We start from the raw sequence: 24,371 nt of genomic DNA on the forward strand, positions 1-24,371 counted from the left end.
CAGGGGGGAGGATTTGGCCTACGCCCGCACCGCCTCGGCGAACGCCTTCAGGTGCCGGCGCAGGGCTTCGATCGTGCGCTCGTCGGTCAGGACGCCGTCCTCGATCTTGGTGTGGGCCTGGCCGACCAGGACGTCGCCCTGGGGTTCGGTGCGGGCGCCGGCGCGGCGCAGGGACAGGCGAAGGGCGTCCTGGGCGCGCACCGTTCCGGTCATGCCGGGCGAGGCGCCGACCAGGCAGCACAGCTTGCCCGCCAGCGGCGCGGGCTTGCCGCGCGAGGCCCAGTCGACGGCGTTCTTCAGCACGCCGGTGATCCCGCCGTTGTACTCGGGGCAGGCGATCAGCAGGCCGTCGGCGGCGTGCACCGCCTCCTTCCAGGCGACGACGGCGGCGGGGTCGCCCTCGGCCTCGAGGTCCTGGTCGAAGAAGGGCAGGTCGCGCAGCGAGAACAGGGTGATCGACACGCCCTCGGGCGCCAGCGCCTGCGCGGCGCGCAGGAGGGCGGTGTTGAACGAGCCGGCCCGCAGGCTGCCGGAAATGCCGAGAAGGTTCATGCGCGACTCCGAAACTTTAGGAGCCGCGACCATGCCCGCCGCCGGGCGGGCCGGGCAAGGTTCAGCTGGCGCGGGCGGCCGGGACGGCGACCGGCAGGGCCAGCTGGCCGGCGACCTGGGTCCACAGGCGTCCGATCTCCTGGGCGGCGGCGCCGGCGGGCTCCCATTCCAGCACCGAGCGGCCGTGGGCGATCGACTGCTGGAAGGCCGCGCGCGAGCGCAGGCCCACGCTGGCCAGCGGCAGGCCGCAGAACCGCAGCGCCTCGGCGGCCTTGACCACGCTGGCCGGCTCCTGGCCGCCGCGCTTGGCCGGCGCCTGGTTGATGACGATCAGGCCGTTCTTGCCCAGGCGCCGCACGGCCTCGGCCGAACGGGCGACGGCGGCGATGTCGAGGAAGGTGGGCCGGCAGACCAGCAGGCACAGGTCGGCGGTGTTGATGGCGGTGACCACGTCGGCCTCGGGCGAGGCGGGCGTGTCGATCAACATCAGGTCCACCCGCTCGTGCTCGGCGTGGTAGCGGGCCTGGAACAGCTTGCCGGCGCTGCTTTCCAGCAGGGCGGGGCCTTCGCTCTCGCGGCCGCGCAGCACGTCCGACGCCGAACGCTGCGGATCGATGTCCGCCAGGATCGTGCGGCAGCCGGCCAGATGGGCGGCGATCGCCAGATTGACGGATAGAGTGGTTTTGCCCGCGCCCCCCTTGCGCGAGATGACGGCCAAGGTCTTCACGTACGTTTCCTCACCAAGCGCCCGCGTCCCCCTGTAGGCCTGTGGATAAGTAGCGTCGCTCTACGACGTTATCGCAACGTAAATGTCGCGAAGCGGGAATCCCGGCTCAGGCGCCCGCCTGAACGGCGAAGTTTGGCCGCGAATGCGCAGCGGCCACGCTTTTGACGCCATCGGGGCGCTTGACCCGGCGATAGCCATGCGCGAGGCAGGGGCCGTGATCATCCGCCGTCTCATCGATTTCTTCACCAACATGGACGCCCGCGCCTGGCGCGCGGTGGCCGTCTCCTTCGTGCTGTTCGGCGGGGTGGGGATCGTCTTCCTGTTCGGCGCCCAGCTCCTGGGCCTCGACGGCGAGACCACGGTCGAGCACTGGCTGAGCGCGGCGCATGGCCCCTGGGCCCTGCCGGTGGCGGTGGGCGCCTTCGCGGCCCTGGCCTTCGTGGGCGTTCCGCAGTTCGTGCTGATCGCCGCCGCGGTGGTGGCCTTCGGGCCGTGGAGCGGCTTCGCCTACAGCTGGATCGGCACCCTGGTCTCGTCGATGGTCGGCTTCTGGGTCGGCCGGGCGTTCGGCGGCAAGATGCTGGCCAGCCTGCCCAGCGACGGCGTGCACAAGTTCATGAAGCTGATCGGCAAGAACGGCTTCATGGCCAGCCTGATCGTGCGCCTGGTGCCGTCGGCGCCGTTCATCGTCGTCAACATGGCCGCGGGCGTCACGCCCATGAAGGTGCGCGACTTCGTCGCCGGCACGGCCATCGGCATCATTCCGAAGATCGCCCTGACCGCCTTCGCCGGCAACACGATCGTCCAGGCGATGCGGGGCGGCGGCGTGCAGCACTTGATCCTGCTGGTCGTTGCGGCCGCGATCTGGATCGGTGCGGGTTGGGTCGCCCGCAATTGGCTGAAGGCCAAGGAAGAACAAGCCGACCAATAATCCGGTTTGAGGCATTTATTGCCTCCGTCGCGGCGAATTGACTGCATTGTGAGCAAACGGCTTGCTGGATTTGGCGTGGTTGGGTAATACAACCGCATGTGCCGCGAACGCGACAACCTTCTTCTCCTTGCGCTGGGGCTTAGCCGCCCCTGGGCGTCCGTCTAGCCGCGCGTACGTATCGTCGCGGCCGGTCGCTCAGGGGACAACCGCCCTTCAGCCCTCCGGACCTCGCGAAAGACACCCCCATGACCGCCCCCATCTCGCCCGTCGCCGTTGACTCCAAAATCGGGTCGGGCCGCGACAACGTCGTCATCTTCGACACCACCATGCGCGACGGCGAGCAGTCGCCCGGCGCCTCGATGTCGCTGGAAGAGAAGCTGGAGCTGGCCAAGATCCTCGAGGAGATGGGGGTCGACATCATCGAGGCCGGCTTCCCGATCGCCTCGAACGGCGACTTCCAGTCGGTCAACGAAATCGCCAAGATCGTCAAGAACAGCACGATCGCCGGCCTGTGCCGCGCCCACCAGGTGGATATCGACCGCTGCGCCGAGGCCCTGAAGCCCACCCAGCGCGGCCGCATCCACGTGGTGATCGCCACCTCCGACCTGCACATGAAGCACAAGCTGCAGATGGAGCCGGACGCCGTCATCGACGTGATCGCCCGTTCGGTGACCCACGCCCGCAACCTGCGCGACGACGTCGAGTGGTCGGCCGAGGACGCCACCCGCAGCGACCGCCAGTTCCTGCGCCGCGCCATCGAGACCGCCATCAAGGCGGGCGCCACCACGATCAACCTGCCCGACACGGTGGGCTACACCTACCCGTCGGAATACGCCGACCTGTTCAACTGGATGGTCAACAACGTCGAGGGCGCCGACAAGGTGATCTTCTCGACCCACTGCCACAACGACCTGGGCCTGGCCGTGGCCAACAGCCTGGCCGGCGTGCAGGGCGGGGCGCGCCAGATCGAGTGCGCCATCAACGGCCTGGGCGAGCGCGCCGGCAACGCTGCGCTGGAAGAAGTGGTGATGGCCCTGAAGGTGCGCGGCGACAAGCTGCCCTTCCAGACCGGCATCGACACCACCCACATCACCCGCGCCAGCCGCTACGTATCGGCCATCACCGGCTTCCCGGTGCAGTACAACAAGGCCATCGTCGGCAAGAACGCCTTCGCGCACGAGAGCGGCATCCACCAGGACGGCATGCTCAAGAACCGCGAGACCTACGAGATCATGACCCCGGAATCGGTCGGCCAGGCGCCGTCCAGCCTGGTCATGGGCAAGCACTCGGGCAGCCACGCCTTCCGCGCCAAGCTGAAGGACCTGGGCTACGAGCTGGGCCAGAACGCCCTGAAGGAGGCCTTCGGCCGCTTCAAGGACCTGGCCGACCGCAAGAAGCACGTCTACGACGACGACATCATCGCCCTGGTCGACGACGCCCTGGCGCGCGGCTCGGAAAAGATCCGCGTCTCGCACCTGCGCGTGGTGGCCGGCACTGACGGCCAGTCGGCCGAGTTGACCCTGGACGTCGACGGCCAGGCCAAGAGCGCCGAGGCCTCGGGCGATGGTCCGGTCGACGCGGTGTTCAACGCCATCCACAAGATCGTGCCGCACAGCGCCGCCCTGCGCCTGTTCCAGGTGCACGCGGTCACCGAAGGCACCGACGCCCAGGCCCAGGTCTCGGTGCGTCTGGAAGAGGACGGCCGCATCGCCACCGGCGCGGCCGCCGACACCGACACCCTGACCGCTTCGGCCAAGGCCTACGTCAACGCCCTCAACAACCTTTTCGCCCGCAAGGAAAAGAGCGCGCCGGCGGCCATCGCCAGCGGCTTCTGATCGGGTCCTGAAACGACATCGCCCGGACGAGCCGGGCGATGCGTTGCGGACAAGTGGGGAAGGGCGGCTTCAGGCCGCCTTGCGCCAGCCCCAGCGGCGCGTCGCCAGGATCTCGGCGGCGAGGTGCGCCTGCGGCTGCACGTCCAGACCCAGCTGCGACAGGCCTTCGCACAGGGCCATGCGCTGCTCGGCGTCGACCAGGGCGCCCACGTCGATCACCATCACTCCGCCCGGGCGCAACAGGCCCAGCGTCGAGGCCGCGGTCGCGCGCATGTCGTCGGCCGTGGGGCAACCCACGACCAGCAGTACGTCGCTGCGCTCGTCGGCGGCCACGCAGGTGGCCCGGCGGGCGATTTCCACCCGCTGGTAGCCGCGCCGCCACAGCTGTCCCATGGCCTCGGCGGCGTCTGGTCCGGTCACCGCCACGAAGCACAGCGGCGTGGCCTGGGCCAGTTCCAGCATACGGTCGAGCGTCGGATCGATCCCGTCGGTCGGGACGCCCAGCAGAAACTGAGCGGCTTGACGGAGCGGATGGAGAGACATGGTGAACGCCTTGTTAGGAAACGCAGCTTATGTGCGCCAACCCCGCTGTTCTGACGCCGCCCCGCGTCAGGGCGCCATTCGTAAACCCGCCGCCGGCGTAAGGGCGGCATAAGGAGCCAATCGATGGGTTCGACCTTGGAAAACAGCGTTGCTTCGCCGCCCCGCTGGCACGAGATCGCCAGGCGCACCATCGAGGCCGGCTTCGACATGTCGTCCGAAGCGCGCATCGGCGAAATGCTCCGCACGCTCGCCGTCGGCCGCAAGGCGCTGCTGGAGATGGGCACGGGCACCGGCTCGGCCACCGCCTGGCTGCTGGACGGCATGGACGAGGACGCGCGCCTGGCCACCGTCGACAACGACCCCAAGGTCCAGGCCGTTGCCCGTGAAGTGCTGGGCGAGGATCCGCGCGTCGACTTCATCACCGAGGACGGCGCGGCCTATCTGGCCGGCCAGAGCGACGGCGGCTTCGACCTGATCTTCGCCGACGCCATGCCAGGCAAGTACGAGGGTCTGGAAGACGCCCTGCGCCTGCTGCAGGTGGGCGGCGTCTACGTGGTCGACGACATGTCGCCCCAGCCGAACTGGCCCGAGGGCCACCAGGCCCGGGTCGACGACCTGGTGCTGCGCCTGGCGGGCGATCCGCGCTTCGCGATCGTCGGCATGGACTGGGCCTCGGGCGTGCTGGTGGCGGCCAAGAGAGCGGCATGATCTGGATCCCCATCACCATCGCCGCCGCGGCCCTGCAGGTCGCCCGCAACGCGGCGCAGCGCTCGGTGATGGGCGGGGCGGGCCCTTGGGGCGCGACCCTCGTGCGGTTCCTTTTCGGCCTGCCGTTCGCGATCGTCTTCGCCGGGATCGCCTTCCTGGTCACCAAGGACCCGCAGGCGCACCTGACGATGCGCTTCTGGCTGGCCGCCTTCGCGGGCGCGGGCCTGCAGATGGCGGCGACCGCGGCGCTGCTGGTGGCCATGCAGCGCTCGTCGTTCGCGCTGGGCACCGCCATGCAGCAGAGCGGCCTGCCGTTCGCGCTGGTCTGGGGCGCGCTGCTGTTCGGTGATCGGATCACCGCCATGCAGTGGGGCGGGGGGCTGGTGGCCACCGCGGGGCTGGCCGCCCTGTCCTGGCCGCGCGGGGCGGTCGTTCTCAAGCACGGCGCGGTGCTGGCGGGCCTGGGCTCGGGCGCGATGTTCGCGCTGAGCGCCAACTGCTTCCGCCAGGCCTCGCTGACCTTCGATCCTTCCCACCTGGCCTATTCGGCCTTCGTGACGGTGATGGTCGTCCAGGCCATCCAGTCGGTGGTGCTGACCTCGATCCTGCTGGTGCGCAATCCCGACGCCGTGGTCGCCGTGCTGGCGGCCTGGCGCAAGTCGCTGGGCGCGGGCTTCTGCGGCGCGGCCGCCTCGGGCCTGTGGTTCACGGCCATGGCGCTGTCGCCGGTGGGGCCGGTGAGGGCGGTGGGCGTCGTCGAGATGCCGATGGCGGCCCTGGCCGGACGTCGCCTTTTCGCCGAGCGGTTGAGCCTGTTTCAGATGGCCGCCGGGGTCGTCACGGCGCTCGGAGTCGTCATGGCCGCGCTCGGCTAGAAATAGACACTTTTATGCGTTCCCCCTGCCGGCTCGCACACGAGTTTGAAACAGGTGAGAAGGCTTGGCGAATAGACCTTGAAATCAACGCTTTCGCGGTGCAAACGGGCGGCGTCTCCCTCACTCTTCCGGTGGTTGGACGACGGCGCGGCCCGGCGGCGGCGCTCCCGTCGCCACAAGAAGGCGCAAGGCGGGAAGGGACGATGATCCGCGTACGCGGGGAATCATGTTGTCCTCTTCCTGATTTGCAGTAGGAGCCTTTTTCTCGCCTGCTCCTCCGGTCATTCGGCGGAAAGGGCTCCGCACCCGCGGTCTTCTCCGTGGTTTTTGACGTCTCGCCCCTTCTACCCCTCAGTCAGGGTTTTCGATGTTCTCTTCCCTCTTCGGCGTCATCTCGAACGACATCGCCATCGACCTGGGCACCGCCAACACCCTGATCTATCAGAAGGGCAAGGGCATCGTGCTGAACGAGCCGTCCGTCGTGGCTCTGCGCAACGTCGGCGGCCGCAAGGTCGTGCACGCCGTCGGCATCGAGGCCAAGCAGATGCTGGGCCGCACGCCCGGCCACATGGAAGCCATCCGCCCGATGCGCGATGGCGTCATCGCCGACTTCGAAGTCGCCGAGGAGATGATCAAGTACTTCATCCGCAAGGTTCACAACCGCAAGGGCTTCGTGAACCCGAAGGTGATCGTGTGCGTGCCGTCGGGCGCCACCGCCGTGGAACGCCGCGCCATCAACGACAGCTGCCTGAACGCCGGCGCCCGCCGCGTCGGCCTGATCGACGAGCCGATGGCCGCCGCCATCGGCGCGGGCCTGCCGATCCACGAGCCGACCGGCTCGATGGTTGTGGACATCGGCGGCGGCACCACCGAGGTGGCCGTTCTGTCGCTGTCGGGCATCGTCTACTCGCGCTCGGTCCGCGTCGGCGGCGACAAGATGGACGAGGCGATCATCAGCTACATGCGTCGCCACCATAACCTGCTGATCGGCGAGACGACCGCCGAGCGCATCAAGAAGGAAATCGGCACTGCCCGGGCCCCGGCCGACGGCGAAGGCCTGTCGATCGACGTCAAGGGCCGCGACCTGATGCAGGGCGTGCCGCGCGAAGTCCGCATCAGCGAAAAGCAGGCCGCCGACGCCCTGGCCGAACCGGTCGGGCAGATCGTCGAAGCCGTGAAGGTGGCCCTGGAAGCCACCCCGCCGGAACTGGCTTCGGACATCGCCGACAAGGGCATCATGCTGACCGGCGGCGGCGCGCTGCTGCGCGGCCTGGACGCCGAGATCCGCGACCACACCGGCCTGCCGGTGACCGTGGCCGACGACCCGCTGTCGTGCGTGGCCCTGGGCTGCGGCAAGGTGCTCGAGCATCCCAAGTGGATGAAGGGCGTCCTGGAATCGACCCTCGCCTAAGCCCTAGTACAATCCGCATCGGCGCCGGGGGGCGCCAGGAGAACAGTTCGTGCCCTTTCGCGAAGGTCCGCTCGGCGACCTGAAAGTGCCGCTCACCTGGACCGCGGCCGTGGCGCTCATCGTCGCGGTCGTGATCGCGGTGGCCTTCCTCCTGGCCGACCGGCGCGAGACGCTGCAGCAGCAGGCCTACGGCGTCACCCGCCAGACCGTCGACACCGTCTCCAAGCCGGTCAGCGGCGTCATCGCCGCGCCGGGCCGCTGGACCGGCGTCGGCGTCGACGCGGTGCGCAACTACTTCTTCGCCGGCTCCGAGAACGCCCGGCTGAAGGAAGAGCTGCGCGAGATGCGGGTCTATCGCGACCGCTACCTGGCCCTCGTCGACGAGAACGAGCGCTACAAGTCGCTGCTGGGCCTCAAGACCGATCCGCCGATCCCGATGGTCGCCGCCCGCGTGGTGGCCGACAGCCGCGGCCCCTTCGCCAACACCCGCCTGGCCGACGCCGGCAAGGAGAAGGGCGTCGTGGTCGGCAATCCGGTGATGAACGAGCGGGGCCTGGTCGGCCGCGTCGTCGGCGTCGCCCCCGGGGCCAGCCGCGTGCTGCTGCTGACCGACATCGCCTCGCGTACGCCGGTGATGATCGACCGCACCAATTCGCGCGCCATCCTGACCGGCGACGGCGGCCCCAACCCCAAGCTCGAATACCTGCGCGGCTCCGAGCCGATCCAGGCCGGCGACCGGGTCGTCACCTCGGGCGACGGCGGCGTCGTGCCGCGCGGCCTGCCCGTGGGCGCGGCGGTGAAGGGCCTCGACGGCCGCTGGCGCGTGGTGCTGTTCGCCGACAGCGCCTCGATCGACTACATCCGCATCCTGCTGTTCAAGGACTTCGCCCAACTGGCGGACCAGCAGGCCCTGGCCGCCAAGGTGCTGCCGCCGGTGATCACCGAGAACCCCGAGCAGTCGATCCTGGGTCCGGCCAAGCCCGCGACCCCGCCGCCGGCCGCTCCGGCGGCTCCGGGCGCGACGACGGGGGCGGCTCCGGCCGCGCCCAAGCCGACGACGACGCCCGCCGCAACGACGACCCGGCCGCCCGCCGCGACCCGTCCCGCAACCAGCACGCCGGCGACCGCGCCGGCCCGGACGCCGCAATGACCGGCGCCCGGCCCCTCAATCCGGGGCGCTGGCTGGGCGTCCCCATGCTGTTCGTGATCCTGGCGACGATCCTGTTCGCGGCGCCGATCCGCATGTGGGGCCTGCAACTGCCCGAGCCGATCTTCGCCATGGTCCCGGCCTTCGCCTGGGCCGTCATCCGCCCGTCGATCCTGGCGCCGTTCGCGCTGCTGCTGCTGGGCCTGTTCCTCGACACCTTCTGGGGCGGCCCCACGGGCCTGTGGGGTCTGTCGCTGCTGGTCGCCTACGCCTGCGTGCTGGCGGGCCGCAACATGCTGACCGGCCAGAGCCGGCCGATGCTGTGGGCCTGGTACGCCGGGGCCAGCGCGCTTTCCATGACCGCCGGCTTCCTGTTCACGATGATGGACAGCCTGGCCATGCCCAGCCTGGTGGCCGTGTTCTGGCAGTTCCTGGCCACGGCGCTGCTGTTCCCGTTCGCGCACCGGCTGATCGATCGCTTCGAAGACGCCGACGTCCGGTTCCGGTGAGGCGATGAGCGAACCGTCGATCTTCTTCTTCGAGGTCAACGAGCGGCAGGGGGTCTTCCACCGCCGCGCGTTCCTGCTAGGCGGCCTGGCCGGCGCGGGCCTGCTGACCCTGACCGGTCGCCTGGCCCAGCTGCAGCTGGTCGAGGCCCAGCGCTACCAGAAGCTTTCGGCCGGCAACCAGTTCAACTACCGCCTGGTGCCGCCGCCGCGCGGCCTGATCCTCGACCGCAACGGCGTGGCCCTGGCCTCGAACCGCCCGAACTTCCGCCTGATGGTGATCAAGGAGAAGGGCATGGACGTCGAGGCCACCCTCGACGACCTGGCGACCCTGGTGCCGATCGACGGCACGCGCCGCGCCCGCCTGCTCAAGGACATCAACAACGCCCCGCGCAAGGCGCCGGTGGTGGTGATGGAGGACATGACCTGGGAGGAGTTCTCCCGGATCAATATCCGCGCGCCCGAACTGCCCAACATCAGCGCCGACATGGGCGAGGTGCGGGTCTATCCGTTCGGCGGCGCCTTCGCCCACGTCATCGGCTACGTCGCCAAGGTGTCCGACCGCGACGTCGAGGCGGCCAGGAAGGATCCGACCCAGGACCAAGAACTGCTGCACAACCCCGGCTTCCGCATCGGTCGCCAGGGCGTGGAGAAGGCCTTCGACCTCGACCTGCGCGGCCGCGCGGGGGCCATCAAGGCCGAGGTCGACGCGCAGGGCCGCGTGGTCAGCCTGGACCCGGCCGGCGACATCCCCGCCACGCCCGGCAAGGAAGTGCGCCTCACCCTCGACGCCGACATCCAGAACCGCGCCCTCGAGGTGATGGGCGAGGAGAGCGGCGCCATCGTCGTCATGGACGTGCGCAACGGCGACCTGCTGGCCATGGTCTCGGCCCCCAGCTTCGACGCCAACCGCTTCGTGAAGGGCCTGTCGGGCGCGGAGTACCGGGCGCTGTCGGAGTACGAGCGCAAGCCGCTGCTCGACAAGGCGATGACCGGCACCTATCCGCCGGGCTCGACCTTCAAGCCCACGGTGGGCCTGGCCGCGCTGGCGGCCGGCATCGATCCGAATATCCGCATCAACTGCCCGGGCAGCTGGTACTACGGCGGCCGCACCTGGCGCTGCTGGCAGAAGGGCGGCCACGGCCCCCAGAACATGCACGACGCCATCAAGAACTCGTGCGACATCTACTTCTACCAGACGGCGCTGAAGATCGGCCCCGACGCCATCGCCACGGCCGCCCGCGGCGTGGGCTTCGGCGAGATCTTCGACATCGGCATTCCCGGCCAGAAGAAGGGCATCGTCCCCGACCGCGAGTGGAAGAAGCGGGCCTTCAAGCGCAATCCGGCCAACCAGATCTGGTTTCCGGGCGAAACCCCCAGCTACGGCATCGGCCAGGGCGCGCTCAGCGTCAACGCGCTGCAGCTGGCGGTGATGACCGCGCGCCTGGCCAACGGCCGCAAGGCCCTGAACCCGCGCCTGATCAAGTCGGTCGGCGGCGTCGAGCAGCCCAGCGGCGCCGACGTGCCCGACATGCCGTTCTCCAAGGAGCACCTCGACTACGTGCGCGGCGGCATGGCGGCCGTGGCCAACGACGTGCGCGGCACGGCCTATCGCCAGAGCCAGCTGGGCCTGGGCGACGTGCAGATGGCCGGCAAGACCGGTACGGCCCAGGTCCGCAGCTACGACAAGGTCAAGAGCCGCAACAGCGCTTCGGTGCAGTGGAAGCTCAAGGACCACAACCTGTTCGTGGCCTTCGCGCCGTTTGACGATCCGCGCTACGCCGTGGCGGTGCTGGTCGAGCACGGCGGCCTGGGCGGCGCCACCGCCGGCGCGCCGCGCGCCCGCGAGGTGATGCGCGTGGCCCTCCTGAAGGATCCGGAGATCCGCGCCCGCATCGAACGTCCCATGCCTCTGCCCGAGGCCCCGGTCGAGACCGCCGACGGCGTCGTCGAAGGCGCCGCGCCCGACGAGCCGGAGGAGGGCGCTCCGCCGCCGCCCGAGGCGACCCCGGCGACCGGCCAGCCACCCCAGGGAGGCCACATATGACCCTCAGCGGCGGCCTCTCCCGGCCCGGCGAACGCGACCGGCCGATCATCAAGTTCATGGAGATCGACTGGACCTTCTGCCTGCTCCTGTGCCTGATCGCGGGCTCGGGCGCGCTGATGCTGTTCTCGATCGCGGGCGCCTCGTGGGAGCCCTGGGCCGACAAGCACCTGCTGCGGTTCGGCCTCTATTTCATCATGATGATCATCCTGGCGATGGTCGACCTGCGGGTCTGGTTCACCCTGGCCTATCCGATCTATGGCGTCGGCCTTCTGCTGCTGGTGGCCGTGGAGCTGATCGGCGACGTGTCGCTGGGCGCCCAGCGCTGGCTGTCGATCGGCGGCTTCCGCTTCCAGCCGTCCGAGATCATGAAGATCGGCGTGGTGCTGGCCCTGGCCCGCTACTACCACGGCCTGTCGGCCGACAGCGCCCGGTTCTCCTGGCGGCTGCTGGTCCCGGCGGCGATGATCGGCGCGCCGGTGCTGCTGGTGGCCCACCAGCCCGACCTTGGCACCGCCATGCTGATCGCCATGACGGGCCTGGCCATCGTGGTGCTGGCCGGGCTGTCCTGGCGGGTGATCGCCACCGGCGTCATTGGCGCCCTGGTGGCCATCCCGCCCTTCGTGCTGTTCGTGCTGCACGACTATCAGCGCAAGCGCGTGCTGACCTTCCTCAACCCCGAGGCCGACCAGTCGGGTTCGGGCTACCACATCTACCAGTCGAAGATCGCCCTGGGCTCAGGCGGCCTGCTGGGCAAGGGTTTCGGCCTCGGCTCGCAGAGCCAGCTGAACTTCCTGCCGGAAAAGCAGACCGACTTCATCTTCGCCACCCTGGCCGAGGAGTTCGGCTTCGTCGGCTGCCTGTGGGTGCTGGCGCTGTATGGCGTGGTCATCTTCATGGCCCTGCGCATCGCCTCGATCAGCCACAGCCACTTCGGCCGCCTGGCGGCCTCGGGCGTGACGGCGACCTTCGCCCTCTATGTGCTGATCAACGGGGCCATGGTCATGGGCCTAGCGCCGGTCGTGGGCGTGCCCATGCCGATGCTGTCCTACGGCGGCACCGTGATGATGACCGTGATGATCGGCTTTGGCCTCGTGCAGGCCGTGCGCGTGCACCGCTACACCGAAGTGACCAGCGGCAAGGGCTCGCTGATGTAGTCAGCGCGGCGGCGCGATCGGGTCCTTCAGGATCACGATCACGCGGTTGTTGAGGGGCTCTGCGACCTCGTCGCCGCTGGACACCGCCGGCTGGCTCTCTCCCCGGGCGACGATCTCGAGCCGGTCCGCCGGAGCGCCGGCCTTGATCAGGGCCTGCCTGACCAGCTCTGCGCGCCGGGCCGAAAGCTGCATGTTGCGATCCGCCGGACCCAGCGAGTCGGTGTGCCCCGTGACCAGGATCCTGGCCGGCTTGTAGAGCTCGATCTGCCTGACGGCCTCGCCGATCGCCGGGCGCGAACTGTCCCGCATGTCCATGGGGCCGGGGCCGAAATAGATCAGCAGCTCGTCATAGGTGTGGAGCACCGGCGGCGGAGGGGGCGGAGGCGTCGGGGCTCCCTGCAGGGCGGCGACGATAAGCAATGCGATCATGGCGAGCGCCACTGTGGCGCCCGCCATTCCGTCGTTCAATCCTTGCTTGCGTCAGTCGATCCCTTCGACCAGTTCGCGCAGATAGGCGACGTGGTCCCGGAAGGCCTTGGCGCCGGTCGGCGTGACCTTGGCCCGGGTCCGGGGACGCTTGCCGACGTGGTCCTTCAGGATCTCGACATAGCCGGCCTTCTCCAGGGCGGTCAGGTGGCTGCCCAGGTTGCCGTCGGTGGCCTGGGTGATCGTCTTCAGGCGCGAGAACTCCGGCGGCTCGCCGTCGCGCTCGGCATAGAGGGCGGCCATGATCTTCAGGCGCAGGGGCTGGTGGATCAGGTCGTCGGCCTTGGCCATGCTCACGCCCTCGCCAGCCAGACGCCGCTGACGAACAGCGCCACGCTGGCGCTGGCCATCCAGAAGGCGAGGATCTCGGGGAAGGCGTAGAACCCGACCAGGGTCAGGGCGAACATCACCGCGCCGATCCCCAGATAGCGCCCCGCCACGAACACCCCGACAGCCGCGTAGATCGCGCCCACCATCAGGCCCGGAAACGCCAGGTAGGCGGCCGGATCGGTGGGGCGCAGCACGTAGAAGGTCGACATCACGAACACGATGGCCACCGCCATGCCGCCCATCATCTTCAGCGAGCTGCGGTCGCTCTTGGCGCCGGCGACGCGCGCCGCCTTTTCCGCGGGACGGGCCAGCAGGATCGAACCGATCGCGCCGACCGTATCGAGCACCAGCCACACCCATCCCCACTGGTGCGACGGCAGCAGGCCCATGCTGAGATAGCCCAGCATCCAGATCACGCTCCACAGCATCAGGATCGGTCCGCCGATCCGATAGCCGCGCAGGGTGGCGCCCCGGCGGGTGGTCGCCTGTATGTCGGCCAGCGCGGCGGCGGCCTCGTCCTTGGTCAGCACCATCACATCCTCCATGGGGCTCAAAGTTCTCTGTGGTGCAGAGTGATAGCGCTAGGTGACTCTGTCAAGCAGAGTTCTCTGAGTTTGGTGCGCCATCCTCCGAGCGCCCCCGCGAAGGCGGGGGTCCAAGCAGGGGCTCAGGATGAGGCTGGGCCGTGAGGAAGCCGCCCACTCGGCTTGGATCCCCGCCTTCGCGGGGAAAGTCGGACATGGGAACGACGGCCGACGTATTGAGCGCCGACCTTGCCTACCGACCCTGCTAGCGGCCGGCCGCCCCGACCAGCAGGCTGGCGGCCAGCAGCAGCATCACCGCCCCGATGACGAGATCGAGCACGCGCCAGGCGGCGGGGCGCGCGAACAGCGGGACCAGGAAGCGGGCCCCAAAGCCCAGGGCCGAGAACCACGACAGGCTGGCCAGGGCCGCGCCGGCCATGAACAGCGGCCGCTCGCCGGTCGGCAGGCTGGCGCCCACCGCGCCCATCAGCATCACGGTGTCGATATAGACGTGCGGGTTCAGGAAGGTGAAGGCGGCCGTTCCGGCCAGCGCCGCGCCCAGGGTGATGCTCGGCTGGTCGGCCAGGGCCAGGGCCTCGGGATTGGCGGCTCGCCGCAGCGCGCTGACGCCGTACCAGGCCAGGAACGCCGCGCCGCCCAGGCTGAGCGCCAGCGACAGTCCCGGAACCAGCGCCAGCACCGCGCCCAGCCCGTTGACGCCGGCGATGATCAGCGTGGCGTCGGCCAGGGCGCAGAACAGCACGATCGGCGCCACGTGCTCGCGCTTCAACCCCTGGCGCAGGACGAACATGTTCTGCGCGCCGATGGCGACGATCAGGCCGGCCGAGAGGGCGAAGCCCTTTGCGAAGGCCGGGGCGAAGGCGGGGAGGAGGGCGGTGCTCATGGCCGTCTTGATGGCGGCGGCCGCGCCTGTAGTCTAACTAAGGATGCTAATTCAAAATTAGGCTGGCTAATGCTGGACTACGCTTCCCTGGCCGCCGTGGCGGCGGTCGCCCGCGAGGGGGCGTTCGACAAGGCCGCCGCGGTGCTGGGCGTCACGCCCTCGGCCGTGTCCCAGCGGGTGAAGGGGCTGGAGGAGCGCCTGGGGGCGGTGCTGCTGACCCGCGGCCAGCCTTGTCGTCCCACGGAGATCGGCGCGCGGCTGTGCGCCCATGTCGAGCAGGTGCGGCTGCTGGAGGGCGATCTGGTCGCCGACCTGCCGCGCCTGGCCGATTTGGCCGAGGGACCGGCCGTGGTCCGCATCGCCGTCAACGCCGACAGCGTCAGCACCTGGTTTCCGCAGGCGGCCGCGCGCTTCGCCGAGGAGACCGGCGCCATGCTCGATCTCGTCATGGAGGATGAGGCGCACACCGCCCAGCGCCTGCGGGACGGCGAGGTGCTGGCCGCCGTCACCGCCGATCCGGCGCCGGTCGTCGGCTGCAAGACCTATCCGCTGGGCGCGATCGAGTATCTGGCCACCGCCAGCCCCGCCTTCATGGCCCGCGTCTTTCCGGACGGTTTCGACGTCGAGCGCCTGCGCCACGCGCCGCTGCTGCGCTTCGACCGCCGCGACGGCCTGCAGGCCCGCTGGGCGCAAGAGGCGCTGGGCGTGCGCCCCGAGGGACCGGTGCACTGGACGCCCGCCACGCAGGGCATGCTCGACATGAACCTGGCGGGCCTGGGCTGGGCGATGACGCCGCGCGCGCTGGCCGAGCCGCATCTGGCCTCCGGACGCCTCGTCGAACTGCCGCCGGGCCACGCCATATCCGTCACGCTCTACTGGCAGCGCTCGCGGCTGTCGGCGCGGCTGCTTGACCAGTTAACCCAGGCCGTGCGGACGACGGCGGGCGAGGCGCTGGTCGAGGCTTCAGTGGACAGACGCTAGCCAAGCCGAGCCTTTCTCCACCGTCCTTCCCCGCGAAGGCGGGGATCCAAGCCGAGCCTGCGGGCAATCCGTCGCCGCGCGCCCTCCCGAACGTCAGCTTGGGTCCCCGCCTTCGCGGGGAAGAGCGGCTGTTTGGCCCCTATTTGCTCTTCAACGCCCGGCCGGTGACGACGGCGCTGATGCCGAACTTGCCGCGCAGGGCGTCGATGGCGGTCTCGCTCTTCAGCGCCCGGCGCTCGTCGCCGGCGAAGAAGTCGTCGGCCGCGCCGGCGGCCGGGACGAACTCGGTAAGGCCCGCGCCGATCAGGCGGTAGGACCGTCCGGCCGGCTCGGCGGCCAGCAGTTCACGCGCCACCTGGAACAGGGTCTGGGCCGTCTGGGTGGGGACGGGCAGGGTGCGGCGACGGGTGTGGATCTTGAAGTCGGGCGTGCGCAGCTTCAGCGTCGCCACCCGGCCAGCCACCTCCTCGCGCCTCACCTGCCGGGCCACCTTCTCGCAGAGGGGCCACAGCTGGTCTTCCAGGTCTTCCCGGCGATAGAGGTCGTCGTTGAAGGTGGTCTCGGCGCTGATGGTCTTGCGCACGCTGTCGGGATCGACCGCCCGGGCGTCCTCGCCATGGGCCAGGCGATGCAGGCGCAGGCCGCCCGCACCAAGTTCCCTGGCCAGCATCTTCAGGTCGGCGTTGGCGATGTCGCCGACGGTGCGCAGGCCCAGCCCCGCGAGGCTGCTCACCGTGGCCGGACCCACGCCTGGCAGGATCGACACCGGCTTGGTCGCCAGGAACGCCACCGCCTCGGCCGCGCCGATGGCCGAGAAGCCGCGCGGCTTGTCCAGCTCCGAGGCGATCTTGGCCAGGAACTTGTTGGGGGCCAGGCCGATGGAGACGGTCAGGTTCTGCTCGGCCTCGATGTCGCGCTGCACCTTGGCCAGCATCACCGCCGGCGGTGCGCCGTGCAGGCGTTCGGTGCCGGAAAGGTCGATCCAGGCCTCGTCCAGCGACAGCGGCTGCACCAGCGGGGTCAGGGTCGAGAGGCGGGCCATGATCAGCGCGCTCTCGTGCTTGTACTTGGCGAAATTGGGCTTCACCACGACCGCGTCGGGGCACAGCTGCAGCGCCTTGAACATCGGCATGGCCGAGCGCGCGCCGCTCATGCGGGCGATGTAGCAGGCCGTGGTGACCACGCCCCGCTTGCCGCCGCCGACGATCACCGGCTTGTCGCGCAAGGTGGGGTCGTCGCGCTTCTCGACCGAGGCGTAGAAGGCGTCGCAGTCCAGGTGCGCCATCGACAGGGCGCCCAGTTCCTCGTGGAAGACCGTGCGCGGCGAGCCGCACGACGGGCAGCGCGGCGCCTTGCGATCGCCCGTCCAGAGACAGTCCCTGCAGAGGGCCTTCATCGTGCGTCGAGCGCCAGCGCCTCGCGGATGGCGACCTTGAGGTCGGGCCACAGGTCGATGCGGGCGTGGCGGTCGGGCGCGCTGGGGGCCAGAGGGCGCAGCCGCTCGTCGGCCACCATCTGGAAGCGACGCACGCTCGGGGCGTACTCGGCCACTGATTCCAGCTGCGGCAGCAGGTCGTCGACGAACACCGCGGGGGCCTCGACCCGTCCGGCCAGGTCGGCCGCGGACGGTCCCTTGGGGCCGGCGTTGATGATCAGCGGATAGTCGAAGCCGTGGGTCTTCAGCCAGCGGGCGCGGGTCTGGCGGCCGTGCTCGGGCGCGTTGGTCAGGATCACGACGTTGGCGTCCAGCGACAGGTCGGCCAGGGCGTCGGCCGCGCCCACGGCCGGCTCGAGGTCCTCGCCGCCGTCACGGAAGAAGTCGTCGAACAGCGCCCGGCCGGCGATCAGGTCCAGGTGCTCGGTCTCGCCCGGGCGATAGATGTTCTGGAACAGCGCGAAGCGATCGACGCGCAGTTCGAAGCCGTGCCGGCCGATGAACGCGCCGAAGCCGGCCATGAAGCGGGCCAGCACTTCGTCGACGTCCACGATGACGAGCGGGCGGTGCGCATCCAGCGTGCAGGTCTTGAGGTCGGGAGAGCGGGCGTCCATTTGTGTGCGATCGGTCGTTGGAAACGCGATTAGCGCGGGCTTAAGGATATTCGTGCGATCTGAGGATGAAGAAGCGGCGCGAATCCCTCACGTGTCGCCACGGACCGTATGGTCGGGGTCAGGATGACGAAGAAGGTCCTCATCGTCGAGGATAACGAGCTGAACATGAAGCTGTTTCATGATCTGCTCGAGGCCCAGGGCTACGAGACCCTGCAGACCCGCGAGGGACTGCAGGCGCTGTCGATCGCCCGTGAACACCGCCCTAACTTGATCCTCATGGACATCCAGCTGCCCGAGATTTCGGGCCTGGAAGTGACCAAGTGGCTCAAGGAGGACGACGATCTGTCACATATACCCGTGGTCGCTGTTACGGCATTTGCGATGAAGGGCGATGAAGAGCGGATTCGCGAGGGCGGCTGCGAGGCGTATATCTCGAAGCCCATCTCGGTGTCGCACTTCCTCGACACCATCCGCCGACTGCTGGAGAGGTAACAGGCCGTGAGCGCGCGAATCCTCGTCGTCGACGACATCGAGGCCAATGTGCGCCTGCTCGAGGCCAAGCTTTCGGCCGAGTATTATCAGGTCTCCTACGCCTATGACGGCCCGACCGCCCTGGCCAAGGCGGCCGAGGAACTGCCCGACATCATCCTGCTCGACGTGATGATGCCCGGCATGGACGGCTTCACCGTCTGCCGCAAGCTCAAGGAAGACGCCGCCACCCGCCACATCCCGGTGGTGCTGGTCACCGCCCTCGACGGGCGCGCCGATCGCATCCAGGGCCTGGAGGCGGGCGCCGCCGACTTCCTCACCAAACCCATCGACGACGTCATGCTGTTCGCCCGCGTGCGCAGCCTGACCCGCCTGAAGATGGTCATCGACGAACTGCGCCAGCGCGAGGCCTCGGGCCGCCGCATCGGCGTGATCGCCGGCGCCGCCGCCCGCCTCGACGGCATCGGCGGCCGGGTGCTGATCGTCGACGACAACGAACGCCAGGCCCAGCGCGTCGCCACCGAACTGGCGGTCGAGCACCGCCCGGTCATCGAGACCGACCTGGCCAAGGCCGAGATCAGCGCCAGCGGTCCGGTCGACCTGGTCATCGTCAACGCCGCCGCCCGCGGCTTCGACGGCCTGCGCTTCTCGGCGGCCCTGCGCTCGAACGAACGCACCCGCCATCTGCCGATCCTGGCCGTGGTGGATCCCGACGACCGCCCGCGGATGGTCAAGGCGCTGGATATCGGCGTCAACGACGTGCTGCCGCGCCCGATCGACCCGCAGGAGCTGGCCGCCCGCGTCCGCACCCAGGTGCGTCGCAAGCGCTACACCGACTATCTGCGCAACAACCTCGACCACTCGCTGGAGCTGGCCGTCACCGATCCGCTGACCGGCCTGCACAACCGCCGCTACATGACCGGCCAGCTGTCGGCCCTGGTCAACCGCGCCACGATGGGCGGCGACCCGGTCTCGGCCCTGCTGATCGACATCGACTACTTCAAGAAGATCAACGACGGCTTTGGCCACGACGTCGGCGACGAGGTGCTGCGCGAGTTCGCCCTGCGCCTGGCCTCGAACGTCCGCGCCATCGACCTGCCTTGCCGCTACGGCGGCGAGGAGTTCACGGTGATCATGCCCGACACCCAGCTGGCCGACGCCGTGCGCATCGCCGAGCGCATCCGCATGCACGTGGCCGGCTCGCCGTTCCGCGTGGCCGGCGGCCAGGAAATGCTGACGGTGACCATCTCGGTCGGCGTCTCGGCCACCACCGGCGCGGGCGACACGCCCGAGGCCCTGCTCAAGCGCGCCGACAGCGGCGTCTACGAAGCCAAGGCCGCCGGCCGCAACGCCGTGGTCTGCAAGGCGGCCTGAGCGCCGCCTACTTCGCCACCTTGATCTCGAACAGCCACGGCCAGAACTTGCCCGTGACGAAGATGCGGTCGGCCTTGGCGTCGTAGGCGATGCCGTTCAGCACGTCGGCGCGGGCGGCTTCCTGCGGCGTCAGCAGGCCGGACAGGTCCAGGCGTCCGACCACCTTGCCGGTCTTGGGATCGATCCGCACGATCTGGTCGGTCTGCCAGATGTTGGCCCAGACCTCGCCCTTGATGAACTCCAGCTCGTTGATCTGGTCCACGGGCTTGCCATCGTCGGTCACCTTCACCCGGCCGGTTTCCTTCAGGGTCTTGGGATCCAGGAAACGCAGCTCGTCGGTGCCGTCGCTCATGATGATGCGGCGGTCGTCCTTGGTCAGGGCCCAGCCTTCGCCGGTGTAGCTGAAGGTCGATTTGACGGCGAAGGTCGAGCGGTCGCGCACGAAGCCGATGCCGTTCTGCCAGGTCAGCTGGATGATCTGGTCGCCCCAGTCGACGATGCCTTCGCCGAAGTACTTGGGATCAAGGTCGGCCTGCTGCTGCACCGCGCCGGTCTCCAGGTCCACCTTGCGCACCCACGAGCGGCCTTCCAGGCCCGTGCTCTCGTAGAGCTGGCCGTCGCGCACCAGGAGGCCCTCGGTGAAGGCCTGGCGGTCGTGGGGATAGGTGCGGACCACCTCGTAGCTCTGCACCGGCGCGGGCTCGGCGCAGGCGGGCAGGGCGGCCATGACGGAGAAGGCGAGGGCGAGGCGAACGATCACGCGATGAACCTATTCCAGGGACCGGAAAAACAAAAACGCCCGACGTTGCCGCCGGGCGTTTTCGAGAATCGTCGGTGCGACGAGGCGATCTTACTTGATCTTGCCTTCGCGGAATTCGACGTGCTTGCGCACGACCGGGTCGTACTTCTTCAGCACCATCTTTTCGGTCTTGGTGCGGGCGTTCTTCTTGGTGACGTAGAAGAAGCCAGTGTCCGCCGTCGAATTCAGGCGGATCTTGATCGAAGCCGGTTTGGCCATGGTCGTATCCCTGCGGTGGTCGCGCAGGTCTCCGCGCGGTCGAAATGAGAGGCGCGGAACATACGCATCAACGGGCCAAAGTCAATCGGCGCCTGAACATCGTTTGTACGGGAAGTCCACGGACCGCGCCTTGCCGCCGATTTCGCCCTCGATCCGGCCCAGAAGCCCGTCCGCGCCCTGGCTTTTGTAGATCACGCGCTGGGGAAAGTCGTGGGCGGGGTTCTCGAACACCAGCTCGCCGGGAGCGGCGCTTTTCAGCGGGAAGGCCGCGGCCGGCTGGCCCGAGGGCAGGGCGAAGAAGGTGAGTCGCCCTTCGGCCTCCTGGATTCGCGTGAACTCGTAGGCGCGCGCCTTGCCCTCGCGCACCGTGCGGCTCATGCCCAGCATCATGCCGCCGCCGGGCGCCAGCCACTGCTCCTCGACGACGCCGTTCGGGCGCTCCTGCCGCCAGCAGCCGGCGAGGAAGGCGGCCTGGTCGATCGCGGGCGCCGGGGCGGCCTGCAGGGCGAGGAGGAGGGCGAGCATGGTCAAAGCTCCGTCAGCACGGCGTTTCCGCGCAGGAAGCGCATGAACGGCGCGGGGCGGTTGGGGTCTTTCAGGCGAAGCGCCGACTCGCGCAGCACCATGCGGGTGATGCTGGGCAGGTCGAGGTCGCGGGTCTCCTCGAAGGTGACCCAGGCGATCTCGTCCAACTCGCCGCAGTCGGGCTGCGGCTCCAGGCTGAGCAGGGCGCTGGCCGGGGCCATGAAGAAGCGGGCGTCGAAGCGGCGCGGCCGGTAGGGCGGGGTGATGGCCCTGGCCACGAAGCTCAGCGGCGACAGGTCGGGCAGGGCGCCCTGGGTCAGGAACGGCCGCCAGGCGCCCGCCGCCGGGCGGGCCTGCGCGCTCCGGGCCAGCAGCAGGCCCGTTTCCTCGAAGGTCTCGCGCACGGCCGCCAGGGCCAGGGCCCGGGCCAGACGCGCGGGCGAGGGGTGGCGGGGCTCGGTGGTCAGGCGCACGGCGACCTCGGGGGCGAGCTCTGTCGCCGACGGCGCGCCATAGTCGCCGCGATCGACCCGGCCGCCGGGAAACACCCATTTGCTGGCCATGAAGGCGTGGCCGCGATTGCGACGGCCCATCAGCACCCGCGGGGCGGGGCCGTCGTCGCGCACCACGATCAGCGTGGCGGCGTGGCGCGGACGGATGACGCCGGAGGCGGGGTCCAGCGCCTCGCCGTCGTCCTTGGAGTCGAATGCAGGCTCGGTCATGAGCGAAGCTTAGTCTTCGGCGGGCGCGTGGAAAGCCGTTCCTTAGGTAAAGCGTCGGCGGCCTTGACCCGGCGGCCGGAACCGCCAAGCTCGCCGCAAAGTCTTCTCTAGGAGTCGGGAATGGGCGTGCGCGCGAAGGTTTCGGTTCTGGCCCTGATGGCGGCGAGCGCCATGTCCGTCCCCGCATTGGCCGCGCCAGCCGCAGCCAAGGTCGAGGCGGCGGCCAAGGCGGCCCAGCCCAAGGTGGTGGCCTGGCGGCGCGACGTCCACGAGCATCCGGAACTGGGCAATCAAGAGGTCCGCACTGCGGCCCTGGTGGCCAAGGAACTGAAGGCGCTCGGCCTGGAGGTTCGCGAGGGCGTCGGCAAGACCGGCGTCGTGGGCGTGCTCAAGGGCGGCAAGCCCGGCAAGGTCGTGGCCCTGCGCGCCGACATGGACGCCCTGCCGGTGCTGGAGAAGACCGGCCTGCCGTTCGCCTCCAAGGCTACCGCCACCTGGGAAGGCAAGACCGTGCCGGTCATGCACGCCTGCGGCCACGACACCCACGTGGCCATGCTGCTGGGCGCGGCCACGGTGCTGGCCGGCATGAAGAACGACATCGCCGGCACGGTGGTGTTCATCTTCCAGCCGGCAGAGGAAGGCCCCCAGGCGGGCGACGAGGGCGGCGCCAAGCTGATGATCGCCGACGGCGCGCTCGACAACCCCAAGGTCGACGCCATCTTCGGCGTCCATATCGGTCCGGGCGACGCCCACGCCCTGAACTATCGTCCCGAAGGCTTCTATGCCGGCGCCGATCGCCTCACGATCACCGTCAAGGGCAAGCAGACCCACGGCGCGCGCCCCTGGGCCGGCATCGACATGGCCAGCATTTCGGCCGACATCGTCCAGGCCCTGAACCAGATCGCCGCCCGCCAGATCGACGTCGGGACCTCGCCCACGGTGCTGACCATCGCCACCATCAACATGGGCGTGCGCAACAACATCATCCCCGAGGACCTGGTGATGAGCGGCACGCTGCGCACCTTCACCCCCGAGCGGAAGGCCGAGGTGATCGCCAAGACCCAGAAGGCCGTGGCCGCCATCGGCGACCGCTATGGCGCCAAGGCCGAGGCGGTGTTCACCCAGCCCTATCCGGTCACCTGGAACGACGCGGCGTTGTCCAAGTGGGTCAAGGCTTCGCTGGAGAAGGCCTCGCCCGGCAAGGTCGATGACCAGGCCGCCCTGGTCACCGGCGCCGAGGACTTCTCGCTCTACGGCCAGAAGGTCCCGGCCGTGTTCGTCCAGCTGGGCGGCCGCAAGGCCGACGTGCCGGCCGCCGGCGCCCCGGCCAACCACTCGCCCTATTTCGACATCGACGAGGCGGTGCTGGAGACCGGCGTGAAGGCCGAGGTGTTCATGGCGCTGGACTACCTGGCGAAGAAGTAAGGGGAGGACCCCCTCAGTCGGCTTCGCCGCCAGCTCCCCCAGAGGGGGAGCATCTTTGCGCCGGCGCTTATAAATCCTCCCCCCTCTGGGGGAGGTGGCCCGGAGGGCCGGAGGGGGTTTTGCACCGCCCCCTCGCATTTTCCCACAAAGCGCCTATCTAACCGCCCCATGACCGACGCCGCCCCCCAGATCCTGTCCGACGACCTCGTTTCCGCCTTCCAGATCGAAGGCCTGCCCGTGCGTGGCCGCGTGGTGCGGCTGGGTGCGGCGGTCAACGAGGTGCTGACCCGCCATTCCTATCCCGAGCCCGTGGCCAACCTGCTGGGCGAGGCCTGCGCGCTGGCCGCCCTGGTCGGCTCGAGCCTGAAGTTCGAGGGCCGCCTGATCGTCCAGGCCCAGGGCGACGGCCCGGTGCGCTACGTGGTCGTCGACTACGACACCAGCGGCGGCATGCGCGGCTACTGCCGGTTCGATCCCGATGAAGTGGCGGCCGTCTCGGAAGGCTTTTCGCGTCCGGGCGCCAAGACCCTGCTGGGCGGCGGCGTGTTCATCATGACGCTCGACCAGGGCGCCGACATGGAGCGCTACCAGGGCGTCACGGCCATCGAGGGCGAGAGTCTGGCACTGTGCGCCGAGCAGTACTTCATGCAGTCGGAACAGATCCCGACTCGCGTGCGCCTGGCCGTCGGCCAGGTCGACACCGGCGAGGGCCTGTCCTGGCGCGCCGGCGGCATCCTGATCCAGACGATCGCCGGCGACGAGACGCGCGGTGAGACCAAGGAAGCCTGGAACCACGCCCAGGCGCTGTTCGAGACCACGGGCGAGGACGAGCTCATCGACCCGACCGTGCCGACCACCACCCTGCTGTGGCGCCTGTTCAACGAGGACGGCGTGCGCCTGATCGACGAGAAGCCGCTGCGCGCCTTCTGCCGCTGCTCGGAAGAGCGGATCGGCGTGGTGCTGCAGTCCTTCTCGCCCGAAGAGAAGGCCGAGATGATCGAGCCGGACGGCAAGATCCACGTGACCTGCGAGTACTGTTCGCGCGTCTACGCGCTCGAGCCCGACGGCGCGGCGTAAGCCCCCTCAGTCGCTCCGCGACAGCTCCCCC

At 69.4% G+C, this 24,371-nt stretch carries 27 protein-coding genes; 14 read left to right on the plus strand and 13 right to left on the minus strand.

From position 1 onward, the window contains the following. Positions 1-18 precede the first annotated feature (18 nt). Positions 19-552 carry an NADPH-dependent FMN reductase gene (locus G5B46_RS20590; RefSeq protein WP_165261970.1) on the minus strand — a complete coding sequence of 178 codons (534 nt, stop codon included), beginning with the start codon at positions 550-552 and terminating at the stop codon, positions 19-21. Between the two features lie 61 nt (positions 553-613). Beyond that, positions 614-1,279 (minus strand): ParA family protein, encoded by a 666-nt coding sequence (locus tag G5B46_RS20595; protein ID WP_165261972.1) that lies wholly within the window; start codon positions 1,277-1,279, stop codon positions 614-616. Positions 1,280-1,496: 217 nt separating this feature from the next. Here G5B46_RS20595 and G5B46_RS20600 point away from each other — a divergent pair, with 217 nt between their 5' ends. Together G5B46_RS20600 and G5B46_RS20605 are read left to right on the plus strand one after the other, a co-directional pair. Continuing rightward, positions 1,497-2,210 (plus strand): TVP38/TMEM64 family protein, encoded by a 714-nt coding sequence (locus G5B46_RS20600; RefSeq protein WP_165262157.1) that lies wholly within the window; start codon positions 1,497-1,499, stop codon positions 2,208-2,210. 245 nt (positions 2,211-2,455) lie between these two features. Beyond that, positions 2,456-4,045 carry a 2-isopropylmalate synthase gene (locus G5B46_RS20605; protein WP_165261974.1) on the plus strand — a complete coding sequence of 530 codons (1,590 nt, stop codon included), beginning with the start codon at positions 2,456-2,458 and terminating at the stop codon, positions 4,043-4,045. 69 nt (positions 4,046-4,114) lie between these two features. On the opposite strand, the gene G5B46_RS20610 is transcribed toward G5B46_RS20605, so the two are convergent. Further along, entirely contained in the window at positions 4,115-4,588 is a 474-nt protein-coding gene (locus G5B46_RS20610; protein ID WP_165261976.1) for a hypothetical protein, read from the minus strand. A 123-nt stretch (positions 4,589-4,711) separates the two neighbouring features. On the opposite strand from G5B46_RS20610, the gene G5B46_RS20615 reads away from it, so the two are divergent. The 7 genes from G5B46_RS20615 (at position 4,712) to rodA (ending at position 12,436) form a co-directional block, all read left to right on the plus strand. Beyond that, on the plus strand, positions 4,712-5,296 hold the full coding sequence (locus tag G5B46_RS20615; RefSeq protein WP_101716523.1) for a class I SAM-dependent methyltransferase: 585 nt from the start codon (positions 4,712-4,714) through the stop codon (positions 5,294-5,296). Next, positions 5,293-6,171: a DMT family transporter gene (locus tag G5B46_RS20620; protein WP_165261978.1), complete on the plus strand. Its 879-nt coding sequence runs from the start codon at positions 5,293-5,295 to the stop codon at positions 6,169-6,171. Before G5B46_RS20615 ends, G5B46_RS20620 begins: the two co-directional genes overlap by 4 nt. Before the next feature lie 367 nt (positions 6,172-6,538). Beyond that, the gene (locus G5B46_RS20625; protein ID WP_010919417.1) at positions 6,539-7,582 is read left to right on the plus strand and encodes a rod shape-determining protein; all 1,044 of its coding nucleotides are present in this window, start codon (positions 6,539-6,541) and stop codon (positions 7,580-7,582) included. 49 nt (positions 7,583-7,631) lie between these two features. Further along, on the plus strand, positions 7,632-8,732 hold the full coding sequence (mreC, locus tag G5B46_RS20630) for a rod shape-determining protein MreC (RefSeq protein ID WP_165261980.1): 1,101 nt from the start codon (positions 7,632-7,634) through the stop codon (positions 8,730-8,732). Then, entirely contained in the window at positions 8,729-9,238 is a 510-nt protein-coding gene (locus tag G5B46_RS20635) for a hypothetical protein (protein ID WP_165261983.1), read from the plus strand. Before mreC ends, G5B46_RS20635 begins: the two co-directional genes overlap by 4 nt. A gap of 4 nt (positions 9,239-9,242) precedes the next feature. Further along, a complete protein-coding gene (mrdA, locus tag G5B46_RS20640) occupies positions 9,243-11,282 on the plus strand; it encodes a penicillin-binding protein 2 (protein ID WP_165261985.1) in 2,040 nt (679 codons plus the stop codon). Further along, the gene (rodA, locus tag G5B46_RS20645; RefSeq protein ID WP_165261987.1) at positions 11,279-12,436 is read left to right on the plus strand and encodes a rod shape-determining protein RodA; all 1,158 of its coding nucleotides are present in this window, start codon (positions 11,279-11,281) and stop codon (positions 12,434-12,436) included. The genes mrdA and rodA overlap by 4 nt, the downstream gene beginning before the upstream one ends. Here the strand turns inward: rodA and G5B46_RS20650 are convergent, their stop codons facing one another. From G5B46_RS20650 to G5B46_RS20665, 4 genes are all read right to left on the minus strand, one after another. Next, positions 12,437-12,865: an OmpA family protein gene (locus G5B46_RS20650; protein WP_165261989.1), complete on the minus strand. Its 429-nt coding sequence runs from the start codon at positions 12,863-12,865 to the stop codon at positions 12,437-12,439. Positions 12,866-12,916: 51 nt separating this feature from the next. Continuing rightward, on the minus strand, positions 12,917-13,213 hold the full coding sequence (locus G5B46_RS20655) for a transcriptional regulator (RefSeq protein ID WP_165261991.1): 297 nt from the start codon (positions 13,211-13,213) through the stop codon (positions 12,917-12,919). A 2-nt stretch (positions 13,214-13,215) separates the two neighbouring features. Beyond that, a complete protein-coding gene (locus G5B46_RS20660) occupies positions 13,216-13,785 on the minus strand; it encodes a hypothetical protein (RefSeq protein WP_240903593.1) in 570 nt (189 codons plus the stop codon). A gap of 256 nt (positions 13,786-14,041) precedes the next feature. Beyond that, positions 14,042-14,680: a LysE/ArgO family amino acid transporter gene (locus G5B46_RS20665; RefSeq protein ID WP_165261995.1), complete on the minus strand. Its 639-nt coding sequence runs from the start codon at positions 14,678-14,680 to the stop codon at positions 14,042-14,044. Positions 14,681-14,749: 69 nt separating this feature from the next. Between G5B46_RS20665 and G5B46_RS20670 the strand changes: the two genes are divergently transcribed. Beyond that, positions 14,750-15,661, plus strand: coding sequence for a LysR family transcriptional regulator ArgP (locus G5B46_RS20670; RefSeq protein WP_165261997.1), 912 nt, complete (start codon positions 14,750-14,752; stop codon positions 15,659-15,661). Positions 15,662-15,800: 139 nt separating this feature from the next. On the opposite strand, the gene G5B46_RS20675 is transcribed toward G5B46_RS20670, so the two are convergent. Continuing rightward, positions 15,801-17,057, minus strand: a complete 1,257-nt coding sequence (locus G5B46_RS20675; RefSeq protein ID WP_165261999.1) for a DNA polymerase IV — start codon at positions 17,055-17,057, stop codon at positions 15,801-15,803. Further along, positions 17,054-17,710: a hypothetical protein gene (locus G5B46_RS20680; protein WP_165262001.1), complete on the minus strand. Its 657-nt coding sequence runs from the start codon at positions 17,708-17,710 to the stop codon at positions 17,054-17,056. Before G5B46_RS20680 ends, G5B46_RS20675 begins: the two co-directional genes overlap by 4 nt. Positions 17,711-17,833: 123 nt before the next feature. Between G5B46_RS20680 and G5B46_RS20685 the strand changes: the two genes are divergently transcribed. Then, complete coding sequence (locus G5B46_RS20685) at positions 17,834-18,202, plus strand: response regulator (RefSeq protein ID WP_101711412.1); 369 nt, start codon at positions 17,834-17,836, stop codon at positions 18,200-18,202. A gap of 6 nt (positions 18,203-18,208) precedes the next feature. Continuing rightward, complete coding sequence (locus G5B46_RS20690; protein WP_165262003.1) at positions 18,209-19,573, plus strand: PleD family two-component system response regulator; 1,365 nt, start codon at positions 18,209-18,211, stop codon at positions 19,571-19,573. A 7-nt stretch (positions 19,574-19,580) separates the two neighbouring features. Here G5B46_RS20690 and G5B46_RS20695 read toward each other — a convergent pair whose 3' ends face one another. From G5B46_RS20695 to G5B46_RS20710, 4 genes are all read right to left on the minus strand, one after another. After that, positions 19,581-20,333 carry a glutaminyl-peptide cyclotransferase gene (locus tag G5B46_RS20695; RefSeq protein ID WP_346764956.1) on the minus strand — a complete coding sequence of 251 codons (753 nt, stop codon included), beginning with the start codon at positions 20,331-20,333 and terminating at the stop codon, positions 19,581-19,583. A 90-nt stretch (positions 20,334-20,423) separates the two neighbouring features. Next, positions 20,424-20,591: a 50S ribosomal protein L33 gene (gene rpmG, locus G5B46_RS20700; RefSeq protein WP_004620056.1), complete on the minus strand. Its 168-nt coding sequence runs from the start codon at positions 20,589-20,591 to the stop codon at positions 20,424-20,426. 81 nt (positions 20,592-20,672) lie between these two features. Continuing rightward, entirely contained in the window at positions 20,673-21,116 is a 444-nt protein-coding gene (locus tag G5B46_RS20705; RefSeq protein ID WP_165262005.1) for a DUF6265 family protein, read from the minus strand. 2 nt (positions 21,117-21,118) lie between these two features. After that, the gene (locus tag G5B46_RS20710; RefSeq protein WP_165262007.1) at positions 21,119-21,838 is read right to left on the minus strand and encodes an NUDIX hydrolase; all 720 of its coding nucleotides are present in this window, start codon (positions 21,836-21,838) and stop codon (positions 21,119-21,121) included. A gap of 126 nt (positions 21,839-21,964) precedes the next feature. Here G5B46_RS20710 and G5B46_RS20715 point away from each other — a divergent pair, with 126 nt between their 5' ends. Both G5B46_RS20715 and G5B46_RS20720 read left to right on the plus strand, forming a co-directional pair. Further along, complete coding sequence (locus G5B46_RS20715; protein ID WP_165262161.1) at positions 21,965-23,263, plus strand: amidohydrolase; 1,299 nt, start codon at positions 21,965-21,967, stop codon at positions 23,261-23,263. A gap of 168 nt (positions 23,264-23,431) precedes the next feature. Then, positions 23,432-24,340, plus strand: coding sequence for an Hsp33 family molecular chaperone (locus tag G5B46_RS20720; RefSeq protein ID WP_165262009.1), 909 nt, complete (start codon positions 23,432-23,434; stop codon positions 24,338-24,340). The last annotated feature ends 31 nt before the right edge of the window (positions 24,341-24,371 follow it).

The sequence above is a fragment of the Caulobacter sp. 602-2 genome, from assembly GCF_011043625.1.
Classification (GTDB): domain Bacteria; phylum Pseudomonadota; class Alphaproteobacteria; order Caulobacterales; family Caulobacteraceae; genus Caulobacter.

Excerpts from the sequence above, each read along its gene's own strand:
- G5B46_RS20590 (WP_165261970.1), bottom strand. The coding sequence starts at position 552 with ATGAACCTTCTCGGCATTTCCGGCAGCCTGCGGGCCGGCTCGTTCAAC.
- G5B46_RS20605 (WP_165261974.1), top strand. The coding sequence starts at position 2,456 with ATGACCGCCCCCATCTCGCCCGTCGCCGTTGACTCCAAAATCGGGTCG.
- G5B46_RS20610 (WP_165261976.1), bottom strand. The coding sequence starts at position 4,588 with ATGTCTCTCCATCCGCTCCGTCAAGCCGCTCAGTTTCTGCTGGGCGTC.
- G5B46_RS20615 (WP_101716523.1), top strand. The coding sequence starts at position 4,712 with ATGGGTTCGACCTTGGAAAACAGCGTTGCTTCGCCGCCCCGCTGGCAC.
- G5B46_RS20620 (WP_165261978.1), top strand. The coding sequence starts at position 5,293 with ATGATCTGGATCCCCATCACCATCGCCGCCGCGGCCCTGCAGGTCGCC.
- G5B46_RS20625 (WP_010919417.1), top strand. The coding sequence starts at position 6,539 with ATGTTCTCTTCCCTCTTCGGCGTCATCTCGAACGACATCGCCATCGAC.
- G5B46_RS20635 (WP_165261983.1), top strand. The coding sequence starts at position 8,729 with ATGACCGGCGCCCGGCCCCTCAATCCGGGGCGCTGGCTGGGCGTCCCC.
- mrdA (WP_165261985.1), top strand. The coding sequence starts at position 9,243 with ATGAGCGAACCGTCGATCTTCTTCTTCGAGGTCAACGAGCGGCAGGGG.
- rodA (WP_165261987.1), top strand. The coding sequence starts at position 11,279 with ATGACCCTCAGCGGCGGCCTCTCCCGGCCCGGCGAACGCGACCGGCCG.
- G5B46_RS20650 (WP_165261989.1), bottom strand. The coding sequence starts at position 12,865 with ATGATCGCATTGCTTATCGTCGCCGCCCTGCAGGGAGCCCCGACGCCT.
- G5B46_RS20655 (WP_165261991.1), bottom strand. The coding sequence starts at position 13,213 with ATGGCCAAGGCCGACGACCTGATCCACCAGCCCCTGCGCCTGAAGATC.
- G5B46_RS20660 (WP_240903593.1), bottom strand. The coding sequence starts at position 13,785 with ATGGTGCTGACCAAGGACGAGGCCGCCGCCGCGCTGGCCGACATACAG.
- G5B46_RS20665 (WP_165261995.1), bottom strand. The coding sequence starts at position 14,680 with ATGAGCACCGCCCTCCTCCCCGCCTTCGCCCCGGCCTTCGCAAAGGGC.
- G5B46_RS20670 (WP_165261997.1), top strand. The coding sequence starts at position 14,750 with ATGCTGGACTACGCTTCCCTGGCCGCCGTGGCGGCGGTCGCCCGCGAG.
- G5B46_RS20675 (WP_165261999.1), bottom strand. The coding sequence starts at position 17,057 with ATGAAGGCCCTCTGCAGGGACTGTCTCTGGACGGGCGATCGCAAGGCG.
- G5B46_RS20680 (WP_165262001.1), bottom strand. The coding sequence starts at position 17,710 with ATGGACGCCCGCTCTCCCGACCTCAAGACCTGCACGCTGGATGCGCAC.
- G5B46_RS20685 (WP_101711412.1), top strand. The coding sequence starts at position 17,834 with ATGACGAAGAAGGTCCTCATCGTCGAGGATAACGAGCTGAACATGAAG.
- rpmG (WP_004620056.1), bottom strand. The coding sequence starts at position 20,591 with ATGGCCAAACCGGCTTCGATCAAGATCCGCCTGAATTCGACGGCGGAC.
- G5B46_RS20705 (WP_165262005.1), bottom strand. The coding sequence starts at position 21,116 with ATGCTCGCCCTCCTCCTCGCCCTGCAGGCCGCCCCGGCGCCCGCGATC.
- G5B46_RS20710 (WP_165262007.1), bottom strand. The coding sequence starts at position 21,838 with ATGACCGAGCCTGCATTCGACTCCAAGGACGACGGCGAGGCGCTGGAC.
- G5B46_RS20720 (WP_165262009.1), top strand. The coding sequence starts at position 23,432 with ATGACCGACGCCGCCCCCCAGATCCTGTCCGACGACCTCGTTTCCGCC.